At 60.7% G+C, this 15415-nt stretch carries 12 protein-coding genes; 11 read left to right on the forward strand and 1 reads right to left on the reverse strand.

Annotated features, from left to right (window positions below; all coding sequences use genetic code 11):
• Positions 1 to 306: 306 nt before the first annotated feature.
• The 9 genes from MUU54_RS16065 to MUU54_RS16105 all read left to right on the forward strand — a co-directional run bounded on the left by MUU54_RS16065 (position 307) and on the right by MUU54_RS16105 (position 10049).
• A complete protein-coding gene (locus MUU54_RS16065; protein ID WP_247245046.1) occupies positions 307 to 1329 on the forward strand; it encodes a LacI family DNA-binding transcriptional regulator in 1023 nt (340 codons plus the stop codon).
• A 166-nt stretch (positions 1330 to 1495) separates the two neighbouring features.
• The gene (locus MUU54_RS16070; protein WP_247245047.1) at positions 1496 to 2509 is read left to right on the forward strand and encodes an SIS domain-containing protein; all 1014 of its coding nucleotides are present in this window, start codon (positions 1496 to 1498) and stop codon (positions 2507 to 2509) included.
• 85 nt (positions 2510 to 2594) lie between these two features.
• Positions 2595 to 3920, forward strand: a complete 1326-nt coding sequence (locus MUU54_RS16075; RefSeq protein WP_247245048.1) for an ABC transporter substrate-binding protein — start codon at positions 2595 to 2597, stop codon at positions 3918 to 3920.
• Between the two features lie 10 nt (positions 3921 to 3930).
• Positions 3931 to 4899 (forward strand): carbohydrate ABC transporter permease, encoded by a 969-nt coding sequence (locus MUU54_RS16080; protein ID WP_247245049.1) that lies wholly within the window; start codon positions 3931 to 3933, stop codon positions 4897 to 4899.
• Positions 4896 to 5756: a carbohydrate ABC transporter permease gene (locus tag MUU54_RS16085; protein WP_247245050.1), complete on the forward strand. Its 861-nt coding sequence runs from the start codon at positions 4896 to 4898 to the stop codon at positions 5754 to 5756. Before MUU54_RS16080 ends, MUU54_RS16085 begins: the two co-directional genes overlap by 4 nt.
• A 7-nt stretch (positions 5757 to 5763) precedes the next feature.
• Complete coding sequence (locus tag MUU54_RS16090; RefSeq protein ID WP_247245051.1) at positions 5764 to 6603, forward strand: sugar phosphate isomerase/epimerase family protein; 840 nt, start codon at positions 5764 to 5766, stop codon at positions 6601 to 6603.
• A gap of 3 nt (positions 6604 to 6606) precedes the next feature.
• Positions 6607 to 7476 carry a PfkB family carbohydrate kinase gene (locus tag MUU54_RS16095; RefSeq protein WP_247245052.1) on the forward strand — a complete coding sequence of 290 codons (870 nt, stop codon included), beginning with the start codon at positions 6607 to 6609 and terminating at the stop codon, positions 7474 to 7476.
• On the forward strand, positions 7473 to 8876 hold the full coding sequence (locus tag MUU54_RS16100; protein WP_247245053.1) for an NAD(P)/FAD-dependent oxidoreductase: 1404 nt from the start codon (positions 7473 to 7475) through the stop codon (positions 8874 to 8876). The genes MUU54_RS16095 and MUU54_RS16100 overlap by 4 nt, the downstream gene beginning before the upstream one ends.
• A 39-nt stretch (positions 8877 to 8915) precedes the next feature.
• On the forward strand, positions 8916 to 10049 hold the full coding sequence (locus MUU54_RS16105) for an ABC transporter ATP-binding protein (protein WP_247245054.1): 1134 nt from the start codon (positions 8916 to 8918) through the stop codon (positions 10047 to 10049).
• Positions 10050 to 10934: 885 nt separating this feature from the next.
• Here the strand turns inward: MUU54_RS16105 and MUU54_RS16110 are convergent.
• Positions 10935 to 11978: an SMP-30/gluconolactonase/LRE family protein gene (locus MUU54_RS16110; protein ID WP_247245055.1), complete on the reverse strand. Its 1044-nt coding sequence runs from the start codon at positions 11976 to 11978 to the stop codon at positions 10935 to 10937.
• A gap of 371 nt (positions 11979 to 12349) precedes the next feature.
• On the opposite strand from MUU54_RS16110, the gene MUU54_RS16115 reads away from it, so the two are divergent.
• Positions 12350 to 14278: a methyl-accepting chemotaxis protein gene (locus MUU54_RS16115; RefSeq protein WP_247245056.1), complete on the forward strand. Its 1929-nt coding sequence runs from the start codon at positions 12350 to 12352 to the stop codon at positions 14276 to 14278.
• 159 nt (positions 14279 to 14437) lie between these two features.
• Positions 14438 to 15268, forward strand: coding sequence for an EamA family transporter (locus MUU54_RS16120; protein ID WP_247245057.1), 831 nt, complete (start codon positions 14438 to 14440; stop codon positions 15266 to 15268).
• Positions 15269 to 15415 lie beyond the last annotated feature (147 nt).

Below are 15415 nucleotides of genomic sequence, written 5' to 3' on the forward strand. Positions count from 1 at the left end.
TGTGTAAGGCGGACGTTCAAACTGGACTGGAGGGCATCATGGAGGATCTTGAAGACCTCTACGAGAATGCCCCATGTTTGTCGGCGAGCTGCTTGCATACGAGATTGCAACAGGCAGCCAACATCCGATGCTCGCGACCTTCCGACCGGAGCGCTTCGCCTCCAGGTAAGGCGGGCTCTGGCGGGCTTGCCCGCAATCTGCAGTGGGAGCGTGACGGCACTCCCATTGCGGCAGGGTCTATGCGAACGGACAACCCGAAGCTACAAGGAGATCCACGAGGACCCACTTGCTTGGCTGAAGGATGACATGGTTCGCAAACCGGCGACTTTGAAGGATGTGGCGGCGCTTGCGAATGTATCGCGGGCAACGGCTGCCCGGGCCCTCAACAGCTATGGCTATGTCGGCGGCGAAACCGCACTGAAGGTCCAGGCGGCGGCAGAACAGCTCGGTTACCGGAGCAACCGCCTCGCGCAGGCGCTCCGCAATGGGCAATTGCCGATCGTCGGCTGCATTCTCGGCGACATCCAGAACCCGTTCTTCGCCCGGATTGCGCATGACATCGAGGTTATTGCCCGCGAACGGGGGCACAATCTCGTCATCGGTAGCAGCGAGGAGGTGCTTCAGCTGGAGATCTCCCTGCTCGGCAGCCTGCAATCGCTCTCCATTCGCGGCTTCATTGTCGCGCCGACCTCGGCGGACGACAACGGCCATCTGCAACAGCTTGTTTCTAATAACGTGCCGCTGGTCCTGATCGACCGTGTCGCAGAGGGCGTCGATTGCGACAGTGTCGTGGTCGACAATGAAGGAGGAGCGCGCAAGGCGGTCGAATATCTGATCACAATGGGCCATCGCCGCATCGGACTGTTACAGGACGACATGCGCATCTTCACCTCCCGTGAACGCAGGAGCGGCTATCGCGCAGCGCTTTCCGCGAACGGCATCTCGCTCGACGACCGCATGATCGCTGTCTCGCAATCCACGGTAGAACACGCGGTCGATGCGACCATACGGCTCTTCAGCCAGAAGGCACCGCCGACGGCGCTTTTCACGGTCGACAGCCTGATGACCCAAGGTGCCCTCCTGGCGTTCCGTTCCATGGGCATTTCGATCCCTCACGACGTCTCGCTGATCGGATTCGACGACTTCAATCTGGCGACCTTCACCGACCCGCAGATCACCGTCGTCTCCCAGCCGGTTTCGGAAATCGGGCGCGTAGCTGCCCGTCTGTTGTTCGAACGGCTCTCCGGACAAGACGCTCCCCCGCAGAAAATCCGGTTTGAAACCAAGCTAGTCGTTCGCGGTTCCGTGAGCCGTCACAGCGCCGGCTGAGCGCAAAAACGGCTGCCCACAATTTTTCGCCGCCCTACTTGCCAGCACCGAATTCCTGTGCGTTAAATGTCTGTGAGATCGATCTCACATGGTTCAAACGGATTTCTCCGTGACGACGCCAGCTCGCTTCGAGGGCGATCGGAAACGCAGAACGGGAAGGTTTTAAATGCTCAACTTCGATAGGGATCGCTTCGTGACGATCCAAAGCGGCGCAGTTGCAATTGCCAACGACATGCGCGTCCTGATGCGCAATCTGCTGGACGGCGGTCTCGAACGCATCTTCTTCATGGGAACCGGCGGCGTCCAGTTCCTCACTCAGCCGGCTATCGAATTTGCCCGCAACGCGACGCTCTTTCCGGTCTCCGCGGCCTATCCGGCGCAGGTCGTGCTGGAGCCACCGGCGGGTCTGGACGAGAAGGCGCTCGTCGTCATGCCGTCGCTCTCGGGTACGACCAAGGAAACGGTACAGCTTCTGTCGCTGCTGAAGGAACGCGGCGTAAAGACGCTCTCGCTCACGGGCCATAAGGACACGCCGCTCGGCCGCGACGCTGATTACAATTTCACCAACTTTGCCGAAGACGATACGTCCTCCGAATCCTTCTACCTCCAGACGTTGCTTATCGTCCTGGCCCTTCTGGCGGAGCGTGGCGAGTATGCCGATTTCGACGCCACCGTGGCCGAACTGGCGCTGCTGCCAGAACTGCTGGTTTCGGTGAAGGAAGGCTATGAGGCCGACGCCGCCGCTCTTGCGCGGGAAATCAAGGACGAGACCTATCATATCTTCACCGGCGCCGGCTCCGTCTGGCCGGAAGCGCACTACTACGGCATGTGCATCCTTGAGGAGATGCAGTGGATCCGTACCCGTCCGGTGCAGGCATCCGACTTCTTCCACGGAACGCTCGAACTGGTGGAGCCAGGGGTGAGCCTCTTCATCTTCAAGGGCGAGGACGCCTTCCGGCCGCTGACGGACCGGGTGGAGAACTTCGCCAAACGCTACACCGAGAAGGTGCGCATTCTCGATGCGGCGTCCGCCAGTCTCCCAGGCGTCTCAGCCAAGACGCGCAGCCTGATTTCGCCGATCATCCTGGCAACCATGCTGGAGCGCCTCAGTGCGCATCTTGAGGTACTGCGCGACCATCCGCTGACGACGCGGCGCTACTACAAGCGCGTCGAATATTGAAAATGTCCGGTCCGGCGGCGACGCCGGACCGGACGCCTGCCGTGCATGCCTGACGTAACGAATAACAACAGAGAGGAACTGCGAAATGAAAGCCCATACGTTCTTAAGCACCACAAGCTTCGGATCGCTAGTTGTCGCCGCATTCGTCGTTGGCAGTGTCAGTGCTGCGTCTGCTGCCGATCCGGTCGTCGCCGATCCTAACGCAAAGGTCAACTATTCCGGCACGGTCAGCGTGCTGACGAAATTCGGCCTACAGCAGCTTTCCCCTTTTTTCGTCGAGGTCGCCAGGGAATACGAGAAGCTCCATCCGGGTGTGAAGGTGGAACTGATCCAGGAGAGCGACGATAGCGTGAAGGGCAAGACGAAAGCGCTCGTCGCATCCAACTCGCTGCCGGATGTCTATTTCACCTGGACCGGCAGCTGGGGCGAGAACTTCGTGCGCGGCAACCGCGCCGTCGACCTGACCCCCGTCATCGGCCCGGACACCGAATGGGGCAAGACGCTCGCCACGGCCGCCGTCTCCGCCTTCCAGTACAACGGCAAGCTTTATGGCATCCCGCTCTATCTTGATGCCAAGTTCATGGGCTACAACAAGGACCTGTTCGAAAAGGCCGGCGTTGCCGAGCCCAAGACCTTCGAAGACCTGCTGGGCGCGTGCGCAGCCCTCGAGGAATCCGGTGTGACCCCGATATCCTTCGGCAACAAGGAAGGCTGGCCGGGCGTGCATTACGCCGGGCAGCTTCTCGCCTACAACGTGCCGCAGGCGACACTCGAAAAGGATTTCGTTCCGGCGACAGCTGAGTTCAGCGACCCCGGCTATGTCGCGAGCCTGACGCAGTTCAAGCAGCTCGTCGATGAGTGCACGGACGGCTCGGGTACCAACGGATCCTCCTATGCCTCCGCATTGCAGCAATTCAGCAGCGGCAAGTCGGCCATGTACTATCAGGAAATCATCGAATTCGATCAGGCAACGGTCGAGGGGGCGCTGAAGCGCGAGGACTTCGGCTTCTTCAAGCTGCCGGTACCGAAGGACGCCAAAGGCGATGTCGACGCCATCGAGGGCGCACCCGAAGGCTACATGATCAATTCGGCCTCCGAGAACATTCCGCTTGCGATCGATTTCATGCGCTTCGCGACCTCCGCTGAAAACGGCAAGGTTCTCTCGGCTCCGCCTTACGGCCAGCCAAGCGCGACGGTTGGGGGATATTCCGCCGACACCATGAACCCCGCTGTGGTCGAGGGCCTGAAGGCGATCGCGAACTCCTCCTATCTGATGCCCTGGCTCGATACCGCCAATCCGCCGCGTGTCGCTGCGGCCTGGCTCTCCGGCCTCCAGGCGCTGGTCGGCGGCTCGATGACACCTGAAGAGGTCATGGAGCGGATCAAGGAAGCGGCAGCTTCGTCCAAATAAGGATAGGCCCGTGGTGACTGTCATGAAGCATGCGCAGAAGGGTGGAGCCGTTACGATCGGCTTTGCCGGGTCGGGCCGGTCCGAGAGCGACCGACTCGGCCCGGTGGCGGGGATCCTGTCTTTCCGCTGGGTTCTCGCCGCCTTCGTCCTGATCCTCTGGTTCGTCTATTACCCGATCATCGACAACTTCGTGGTCAGCACGAAGAGCCAGGACATCTTCACGGGCGAAACCGCCTTCATAGGGCTCGACAACTACCGCCGGCTGCAGGGCGATCCGGTCGTCCGGACGGCGATCGTCAACAACGTGCTCTATGCCGTCATTTCCGTCGTATTCCAGGTGTTCGGCGCCTTCGTGCTGGCGTCGTTGATCGAGGGATTGGCCGAGGAGAGGTCGCGCCGGTTCTGGCGTGCCGTCTATTTCGTTCCCTCGGCCATTTCCATCACTGTCACCGGCCTTCTCTTCTACTTCATCTACCAGCCCAACATCGGCCTTCTGGACTCGGCCTTGACGCAGGTCGGTCTCGCGGACTGGTCGCGCGCCTGGCTCGGCGAGGAGGGGACGGCCATCTACGCCATCATCGCCATGAGCCAGTGGCAAGGCTTCGGCTATTCCACGCTGCTCTTTGCCATCGCGATCCAGAAGATCCCGCGCGAACTCTACGACGCGGCGATCATGGATGGGGCAGGCACGTGGCGGCGCCTGTGGAACATCACCTTTCCGCTGACCCGCGAGATGACCGGTCTGATGGTGATCGTCACCATCACCGGCGCTTTCCAGGTGTTCAACGAGGTCATGGTGATGACCGGCGGCGGGCCGAACAACAGCAGCCAGGTTCTCGGCACATGGCTCTACCAGCAGGGCTTCATCGAAAACGACTTCGGCTACGGTGCAGCAATTGCATCGGTGATCTTCGCCATCACTCTGGTCACCGGGTTCGCACAGCTCTGGTACACGAAGAGACGGAGGGTCGAGCTGTGAGCATCGCCTACCAGTCATCGGAAACCGAACGCACCGACTTCGCGGCCGTGCTGGCCAAAGTCTGCCTCGTCGCCTTCCTCACGAGCCTCGGCATCGTCGTCCTCTATCCGCTGCTCTGGATGGCGCTGAACGGGTTCAAGACCAATGCCGAAATGTTCGGCAATCCCTTCGCGCTGCCGAGCGGGTTCAGCATTGCGAATTACATTTCGGCCTGGAACCAGGGCATCCGCAACTACATCGCAACGAGCGTCATCGTCACACTCGGGTCGGCGATCTGCACCGTGCTCGTCAGCGCCTGGACGGCCTATGGACTCACGCGCTCGAAGCTACCGGGCAAGCCGTTCTTCGTTGGCATCGTGCTTGGCGGTCTCATGCTGAGCCCGACGGTCGCCGTCATCCCGCTGGTGCGCATGATGCAGGATCTTGGCCTCTACAACACCTACTGGGCGCTGATCATCCTCTACACCGCCTTCCGCATTCCGTTCACCACGTTCCTGATCAGGGCTTACATGCTCGGGCTACCGCGCGATCTCGACGAGGCCGCGATCATGGACGGCGCCAGCGAAGGCCAGATCTTCTGGAAGGTGACATTGCCGCTCTGCAAGCCGATCCTGGTGTCCTGCGTCATCCTGCACGTGCTCTTCGCGTGGAATGAGTATCTTTTCGCGATGATCTTCACCAGTGGCGCAGATCTGCAGACATTGCCCGTCGGCCTGACGTCGATAATGGCAAAACACGGCACGAACTATGCCGTTGTCTTCGCCGCCATGACGCTGTCGGCGCTTCCCATCGTCATGACCTTCTTCGCGGCACAGCGCTTCTTCATTCGCGGGCTTGCCGAAGGTATCGGAAAGTAGGCGAAAAATGATGAAACGCAGACAGCTCATCGGTGCAAATTTTTCCTTTCAGCACCACCCCTTCCGTTGGACCGCCGAACGGCTCAGCGGCATGGGGTTCGACCGGATGGAGTTCTGGGGCATAGCTCCGCACCTCGACCTCTTCCACGACTACGGCGCGCGGCTCGTCGAGGTGAAGTCGATCCTCGATGACAACGGCCTGACGGTTCGTTGCTTCACGCCCGAGCAGGTCCTTTATCCGATCAACATCGCGTCCGGCGACGGTACCTATCGCCAGGCAAGTGTGCAGCGCTTCATGCGCGCAGCCGATATCTGTGCGGAGCTCGGTGCGACATATCTGTTCCTGACGCCAGGCCGCGGCTTCGAATGCGAAAGCCGGGATACGGCCTGGGCGCATTCGGTCGACTCGATCAACCGGATCGCGGCGCATGCGAGGTCGCTCGGCGTTTCCTGCCTGCTGGAGCCGTTGCAGCGCCTCGAGAGCAACATCGCGACCAATGCAGAAGAACTATACGCCCTGTGGCGTGCTCTCGACGCCGACGATCTCGACATCGTGCTCGATCTCGTTGCCATGGCGGCCGCCGGCGACAGCGTCGGCGGCTACCTGGAGCGGTTCGGTCAGCGCGTGGCGCATGTCCATGTCGTCGACGGAACACCCGCCGGACATCTTGCCTGGGGGGATGGAAACCTGCCGCTCGACGAGTACATCGCCGCGCTCGGTGCACACGGCTTCGCCGGCACGCTCACCTTCGAACCCTTCGGCAACGGCTCCTATTCACTCGATCCCGTCACCGTCTGGCGACGTTGCCTCGAGGCCATTACCCCCCATCTCGATCAGGCGGACTGAAGCATGATGACAGCCAATCCCAATCTGATCGCTGTCGGCGACAATTGCCTCGACGCCTATTTGACCAAGGGCTTCGTCACCGTGGGCGGCAATGCCCTCAACGTTGCCGTGCAATGGCGGCGGCAGGGACTGAACGCCCGCTACTTCGGCGCGCTGGCGCCGGATGCTGAAGCCGAGATCATGCTCGCCGCCGTCGAAGAGGCGGGGCTTGACCGCAGCGACGTCGAAATCTGCCCCGGCTCTTCCGCCGTGACGCTGCTTGCTGACGATGCAGGGGAGCGGCGCTTCCTCCTCGAATCGCTGGGCGTGGGCGAGGGCTACGTCCCGAGCGCCGAGCGCTACGCCGCACTGCGGCAGGCCGACTGGGTCCATCTTGGCACGAACTCCAGCGAGGCGCTCGTCCGTCGGCTCGTTGCCGATGGCGTACCCTTCAGCATCGATGTCTCCACCCGGCACTTCGATCTTTCGCTGGAAGACGTGCCGGTGGTCTTCGCCTCCGGCCCGGATGATCCCGCCAAACCGGTTGAACCGCTGATCGCGCAGATCAAGGCCGCAGGCGCGCGCCAGGTGGTGATCACCTGCGGCAAGCGCGGCTCCTTCTATGACGATGGCAGTGCCCTGGCGACAGCAGGATCTGTGCCCGTCGCCGTCGTGGATACCTGCGGCGCGGGGGACAGCTTCATCGCCACCTTCATCGTGGCGCGCTTCCTCGAAGACCTCCCGGCGCAGGCCGCTCTCGATCGTTCAGCCGCCAGGGCATCCGAAACCTGCACCCATCTCGGCGGCTTTCCCCAGCCCATTGGGCCAATCCCGCAATGGTTGCTCGCCAAGTATGACAGCGTCATCCGTACCACTGAGAAGGCTGGAACATGACCACCATCACGATGAGGCCGCCGGTGGCGGCAGCGAGGAGCGATCGCTCCTACTGGCTCCAAAACATCGGGGCAGATGCGGTCACGTCGCCCTTGCAGGGCAGTTCGGACTGCGACGTTGCGATTGTCGGCGGCGGTTACGCCGGTCTGTGGACCGCTTTGCGGATCAAGGAGAAGTCTCCGGACACGCGTATCACCGTGCTGGAAGCGGACTTCTGCGGCTCCGGCGCCTCGGGCCGCAACGGCGGCCAGGTCCATAGCTGGTTCGCCGAGCTCGACATGCTGCACACGCTCGTCGGCGAGGATGACGCACTGATGCTATGCCGAGCGACGGCCGACGCGATCGAGGAACTGGACCAGCTACAGGCTTCGGGCGCGATCGACATGGACCTCAGGCTCGACGGTTGGCTGTGGACGGCAAGCTCGACAGCCCAGGAAGGCGCCTGGGCAGCGGCCGACGATCTCTGCCGCGCTCTCGGTGAGGAGCGCTTCCGCCCGCTCCAGCGCGGCGATATCCTGCGCCGGACAGGCTCCAGCGCCTCGTATCTCGGCATCGTCGAGGAGAGAGCGGGGACCCTCCACCCGGCAAAGCTCGCCCTCGGCCTGCGGCGGCTCGCCCTTGAAAGGGGCATCATCATCCATGAGCAGAGCCCGGTCCTTGAAATCGCGCCGGGATCCCGGCCTGAGCTGCGCACCGCAGGGGGCGCGCTTTCTGCCGGCAAGGTGGTGCTGGCCGCCAATGCCTGGCTTTCGACCATTTCGGAACTGCATCCCTATCTCTATGTCGTCAGCAGCCAACTCATTGCGACTGCGCCCGCGCCAGACATTCTCGAGAGGATCGGCTGGACGGAAGGCGTCTCGATCTGCGATGCGCAACAGCACGTGCTCTATTACCAGCGCACGCCCGAGGGCACCGTCATCTTTGGGCGCGGCACGGGCGGCATCGCCTATGGCGACCGCATCGATGCGCGTTTCAACCGCAGCGGCGATGGCGGCGCAGACAACCTGCGCGAAATGCACCGGGTCTATCCTCAGTTGAAGAACGTGCCCGTGCTTCATGACTGGAGTGGCCCCATCGACTGCACGACCCAGCACCTGCCGGTCTTCGGGCACCTCAAGGACCACGCAAACATCTTCTATGCCATGGGCTTCAACGGGACAGGCATCGCGCAGACGCCGGTCGCGGGTCACATCATGGCCAGCCTTGTTCTCGGCCATGACGACGCCTGGAGCCGCTGCGGGCTCGTCGGTCTCGACAGGCGTACGCGGCTGCCGCCAGAGCCCTTGCGCTATCTCGGGGCCCGCATGGTACGACGTGCCATCCGGCGCAAGAACGACCTCGAAATCCTCAACAGGAAGCCGGATCCGGTAACCCGGTTTCTCGCCGGGCTCGCTCCCTGACGACGCGCCGCCTCGAAACAGAAGAATGGAAGGGGACCGATGACCGATTTGTCACTGAGAAACATCCGCAAGGCCTATGGCGACTATGAGGTCCTGCACGAGATCAACCTGGAGGTAAAGTCGGGCGAGTTCATCGTCTTCGTCGGGCCATCGGGTTGCGGGAAGTCGACGCTGCTGCGGTCTATTGCCGGCCTGGAAACGATCACGTCCGGCGATCTTGTCATCGACGGCGAGCGCATGAATTCGGTCGCACCCTCGAAGCGCGGCATCTCGATGGTGTTCCAGTCCTATGCCCTGTACCCGCATATGACGGTATACGAAAACATGGCTTTCGGGCTGCGCATCGCCGGAACGGCGAAGGCCGAGATCGACGCGCGCGTATGCAAGGCCGCCGAAATCCTGCAGCTCGACAAATACCTGCAACGTCAACCAAAAGCGCTTTCCGGCGGGCAGCGGCAGCGCGTTGCGATCGGCCGCGCGATCGTGCGCAATCCGCGCGTCTTCCTGTTCGACGAGCCGCTGTCCAATCTTGATGCTGCACTGCGCGTGGCAACCCGCATAGAGATCGCCAAGCTGAAGCAGAGCATGCCCGACGTGACGATGATCTACGTCACCCACGATCAGGTCGAGGCGATGACTCTTGCAGACCGGATCGTCGTCTTCAAGGACGGACGCATAGAACAGGTAGGCACCCCGGCGGAGCTCTACAAAAGACCGGCGAACCTCTTTGTCGCCCAGTTCATCGGTTCGCCCGCGATGAACATCCGGAAGGCAACCGTCACGGATCGTTCCGCCACGTCGGCGCGCTGCCTGCTCGACGGCGGTGTGGTGATCGAGCTGGCGGCAGAGCCCGGCAAGCTCTCGAAAGGCGAGCCGATCAGTATTGGCATCCGCCCCGAAAACACGCGGATCCACGAAGACGACGGGAGGGACGGCACATTTACCGGTACCATCGATCTCGTCGAACATCTCGGCGAGGTGCAGATTCTCTATCTGGATCTGCCCGGGTCCAGCGACAAGTTCCTGATCAAGGCGGATGGAGAGCGTTCCTTCGCACGCAAGCAGAAAATCTGCTTTACAGCACGCCCCCAGGACATTCACATCTTTGACGCCCTAGGCAACAATAGCGAGATGCGCGGTAAAGAAGTGTTCAAGAACGCTGGTTTATTCTAAAGGGGCACCGTCCGGAAGGCATAACCTCCAGAAGGCTCATCAGGATAGCGGTGACGATCAAAGCCGACTTTCAGGAGGACGCGATTGCGAAGTATCCGCCAGCTCTTGCTGCAATAACGCCGAGGCCTTCTGCGTTTCTTATTCCAGAGATTGCTTTTTTCGCTGTGTCTGATGTCAGTCGCGAGCTATTGGGTGGGTCGGCACCGCCCTTTCTTCGATATCGTATCCCATAGTAGCCGGCACTACGCTCTCGTCACTCCCACTCGATTGTTCAGAACCCAGCTAGACGATTGATTTTGCTGGATTGTTTTCGCCCCCGTCGCACAGGACTGGCATGGGGCCCGTCAAATTCGTATGATGTTGATTTTGCTCTCATATTCTCCTTGCAAATTTTTTCGAGGTTTCACCAACAGTCGATATCAATCGACCCCAGAAGGGCTTTACTGACCGGTGCGGGTCGACCAGGCTGCTCTGCAGAAAGTACCGTCAGGCCACACGTAGCAGTTCCGGACGCGATTGCGACGCTGGTCAATCTACCACCTAAACACCGGGCTGAACGGCTATGCTGAATGGCCGGGCTGGGGCTGACAGCCGACAGGCAGCTTCAGAGCAGGTCATAGCCGTAAAGCTGACGGTGTTGCAAGCCGATGTTCCAGGGCTTACTGAAACCCGCGACTACCCGAGTTCGCTCGTGGTGCAGAAATCGGCACGACAAGGTGCGCCTAATCGTCCACTCGATTGGCAACGCCGAGCCGAAGTGCAAGGAACCCACTGTCAGCATTCATTCCGCTGCTTTCAGCGTGCCGCCCACGAGCTTCCGCGTTCAAGAAGCGAGCCGGACTTCTCCGGCTCGTTCCAACTGTCGACATCACCTAAGCTGGGTCATCAAACGGCGCCACGAGTCTCGACATAAAGTGCGTAGACCGAATGGCTGCTTGCCATGTAAAGCCGGTTCCTCTTCTTCCCGCCGAAGACGAGGTTCGGGCAACGCTCCGGCAGCTTGATGAAGCCGATGGCTTTGCCTTCCTTGTTGAAGATCTTGACGCCGTTCAGGTCTTCGGGCTTTGCGCCGGCGGCGCCGCTGGAACCCCAGCCGCACCACAAGTTGCCGTCCACGTCGACCTTGAAACCATCAAGGCCGCCATTGTCGTCTGCGGTGATCAACGCCTTCTTGTCGGACAGCGTCTTACCGTCGTTGCCGACATCGTAAGACCAGACGATGCGGTAAGGCTGTGCGCGGCCTTCGACCACGTAGAGCTTCTTTTCGTCTTCGGAAAACGCGATGCCGTTCGGTCCCTTCAGTTCGTCGGTGACGAGTTCCAGCGTGCCTTCCGGCGAGATACGGTAAACGGAATGTGGCAGTTCGGCTTCCGCCTTCTCGCCTTCCCATTCGCCAGCAATGCCGAAGGGCGGGTCGGTGAACCAAATTGAGCCGTCCGACTTGCAGACGATGTCGTTCGGGGAGTTGAGCTTCTTGCCCTTGTAGTTGTCGGCCAGGACTGTGATCGAGCCGTCATGCTCCGTGCGCGTGACCCGGCGGGTGAGGTGCTCGCAGGCTAGCAGGCGGCCCTGCAGGTCGCGGCAATGACCATTGGCATAGTTCGAGTTGGCGTCGAACACGCTCCAGGTCTCGTTGGTCTCGTCGAACTTCATCACCCGGTTGTTGGGGATATCGCTGACGAGGAGGTACTTGCCGTCTGCGAAGTAGACCGGGCCTTCCAGCCAGCGGGCGCCAGTCGCAACCTGTTCCAGCGAAGCACTGGCGACGCGGTATTTGGCGAAGCTCGGATCAAGGACCTGAATGGCCGGATCGGGGTAGATCGGGGAGGGTGTGAAGCTGACAACTTGTGCGGAGGCGATCTTGGTGCTGACGGCCGTTGCGGCTGCGACGGCACCAAAAGTCATGAGTTTGCGGCGGCTAAGATCCACGGGAAAGTCCTCTGATGAATGATTGTTGATCTCATATCAATCTGCTTGCGGAAGCCGGCAATCATCGCCTTTGCGGCGTGTTAGCGCTGGAATGTTGTGCGTCGCAACATAAAACTCAGAGGTGCTGCCGACATGATTAAGCACACATGAAGATACCTGAGGCCGGCGTCGGACTGGACTCCTTGACTTCGCCAAAAGTGCACCGCACCGCAGCAAGTGTAAGATCTTCTTATAAAATTTGCCTTAGGGTGCGACAAGGACGCGTGATCGCTTGGCCGATCCTTTACGCGCATGATGCGCGCCGTCGAAAGGCGGTTCCTGCTTTTTTCCTCCTCCCCCGAATGCCTATTTCGTTTCCTGAGAAGGTCCCCATGCTCAAGAATTTAAGAATCACGACCAAGTTTTTGATGGCGATCGCCGTCCTTGGCGTCATTTCGCTTGCCAGTCTGCTGTTCGTGACCCAGCGTTTCAGTGCCGCGAACGAGTCTTATTCCAGTTTCCTGCGTAACGAGAGCACGGCTGCGACCTTCGTTCCGCGCGGCGCCGCAGGCATGTGGACGGCTACAACCTGGCTCAGCCGTGCCCTTGCGCAGGATCCCCAGTCCGCTGCCTTCAAGGACCTATCCGAGCGCTTCGGTAAGGAGATAACCGGTGCACGCGCCCGTCTCGCGCAGGTTCCGGGACTTGTCCCGAGCCGTCAGGTTGCAACCGACGAGTTGCTGGCAGGTGCGGACAAGCTGAAGGCAATCGGCGACGAACTGCTGAGGGCCCATGCCGCTGGTGACAAGACCAAAGTCACGGCGCTGTCGAGCGATCTTGACAAGACCATCGTGGAACTGTCGCCGAAATTCGGTGCAAGCAACGGTGCCATGGCAGACCTGATAAAGAATGGAGGCGACCAGCTATCAGCCGAGGTCTCCTCAACCATCCAGTTCGCTGTCGTCGGCATGCTGATCGGCATCGCCGTTGCCGTTGTTCTCGCACTGACGATCGCCCAGAAGGGCATAACCGGGCCGATGGCACGCCTGCGGGAACGCATGGCCTCGCTGGCTGCCGGCGAAACCCGCGCCGGAATCGACGGCCTCGACCGCAAGGACGAGATCGGCCAAATGGCCGAAGCCGTGGAAGTCTTCCGCCACAACGCTATTGAACGCACTCGCCTCGAGCAGGAAGCCGACGACAACCGCAGTCTGTCGGAAAAAGAACGCATCGAACGCGAAGCCGCCAAGGCCCGCGAAGTGGCCGACGTCAAGTTCGCCGTTGATCATATCGCCCAGGCATTGAGCCATCTTTCCAACGGCAATGTCTCTTACCGTATCGAACACCCGTTCACGGCAGCGCTCGATGGCGTCCGCAACGACTTCAACGCCTCTGCCTCTAAACTGCAGAGCGCGCTGGAACAGGTGGCCGAAAACGCTCGCAGCATCCAAGCCGGTTCGGCCGAGATCAAGGCGGCTGCCGACGACCTTGCCAAGCGCACCGAACAGCAGGCTGCCTCGGTGGAAGAAACCGCCGCAGCTCTGGAAGAGATCACTACCGCTGTGAAGGATGCCGCCCGCCGCGCCCAGGAAGCGGGCGCTCTTGTCGCCCGGACCCGAAAAGGTGCCGAAGTCTCCGGAACCGTCGTTCAAAATGCAGTACGAGCCATGGAGCAGATTGAGAACTCATCAGGCGAAATCGGAAACATCATCGGCGTTATCGATGAAATCGCATTTCAGACGAACCTTCTAGCGTTGAACGCCGGCGTCGAAGCTGCGCGTGCAGGTGATGCCGGTAAGGGTTTTGCGGTCGTTGCTCAGGAGGTCCGTGAACTCGCACAACGTTCCGCCAATGCGGCAAAAGAGATCAAGGCCCTGATCAAAGCCTCAAATGAGCAGGTCCAGAACGGAGTGCGCCTCGTCGGCGAAACTGGAAAGGCGCTGACAACGATCGTAAGCGAGGTTCAAGAGATCAATCGCAACGTCAACGCGATCGTTGAGTCCGCTCAAGAGCAATCGTCGGGATTGCAGCAGATCAACACAGCGGTCAACACGATGGATCAGGACACGCAGAAGAACGCTGCCATGGTCGAAGAGCAGACGGCAGCAAGCCATGGTCTCGCTCGCGATGCGGCGTCGCTGAATGAGCTGCTGGCCCAGTTCAAGCTGTCGACGGAAATATACAGCTCAAACGCGCGTGCGGTCCGGGCAGATGAAACGCTTGTAACCTCACCGGCGCGCGCGCTCCGTCGGAAGCTCACAACCTCCCTCTCCGGTAACGCCGCCGTTGCGATCGATCAGGACAATTGGCAAGAGTTTTGACTGAAGATGTGACGGCACCGAAGCAGGTGCGGAGATTGTGATTGTCCTTCGGCCGCAGGCGTCAGGTCTGCGGCCAACCGGCTGGTACGTCCGGCTGTTCCGCCGGATTTTACAGGTTCTACCGGCAGCAACCAGACGCACGCTGTACAAGCAGCCTCAATGAGCGCGGTTGTTATCGGTCTCGCCCTGTTCGCCGCGATCCTGCATGCAACATGGAATGCCTTCCTGCGCAACGGCGGCGATCGGCTCTGGACCGTCACCGTCATGAGCTTCGCCAGCACGGTTCTCACCCTCCCGTTCGTGCTCATCTATCCCCTGCCGGTATCGGATGCCTGGCTCTATTTCGTTCTCTCGACCATCCTTCAGCTCGGATACAGCATCTTCCTCGTCGCCGCCTATCGTTACGGGGAATTGGGGCAAGTCTATCCGATCGTGCGGGGAACCGTGCCGCTTCTGGGGACTTCAGGCGGGTTAGTCATCACCGGCGACACACTGAATTCCTACCAGAATGCCGGCGTTGTCCTTATTGCCCTGGGCATCATGAGTCTGGCGCTTGGGAGAGGAAGAGCCTCGGCATCATCCATTCTGTTCGCACTGGCGACCGGCGCAATCATCGCCGCCTATGCGACTGTGGATTCCATGGGGTACGGCAAACAGGACAAAGCGGGGTCTTCCACGGCTTGGGTGCTCGTGCTCTACGGGTTATTCCTTCCGACCGCTTACCTTGCCCTGCGTCAGCGACTCGTGGTCGATTTTCGCGCACCGGGCACTTGGAAGGCCCTTGGCGGTGGCTTGGTCGCGATGGTCGCCTATGGCGTCGTGGCTGCGGCGTTCGCTCTCGGTCCAGCCGGCCCGATCACGGCGCTGCGGAAAACCAGCGTCGTCTTCGCTGTTCTGATCGGCTGGATGTTTCTTGGTGAAGCTCTGAGCGTCCGGCGCATTTTCGCCTGCCAGATCGTCGCGGTCGGCGCGTTCCTGCTCGGGCTTTGATTTGCAGGTGACGAAAAAAATAGGCAGACCGTCTGAAAACTCAGCCCACATTAGAGTGGACCTGCCTCACTGCTGATTTTGGGGCAGGTTATCGGTGATTTCATAGTAGTCAGGATCGTGTCCCTCCACGTGGTGTAGCAGGGTAGC

The organism is Pseudorhizobium tarimense, from assembly GCF_022968135.1.
GTDB lineage: Bacteria > Pseudomonadota > Alphaproteobacteria > Rhizobiales > Rhizobiaceae > Neorhizobium > Neorhizobium tarimense.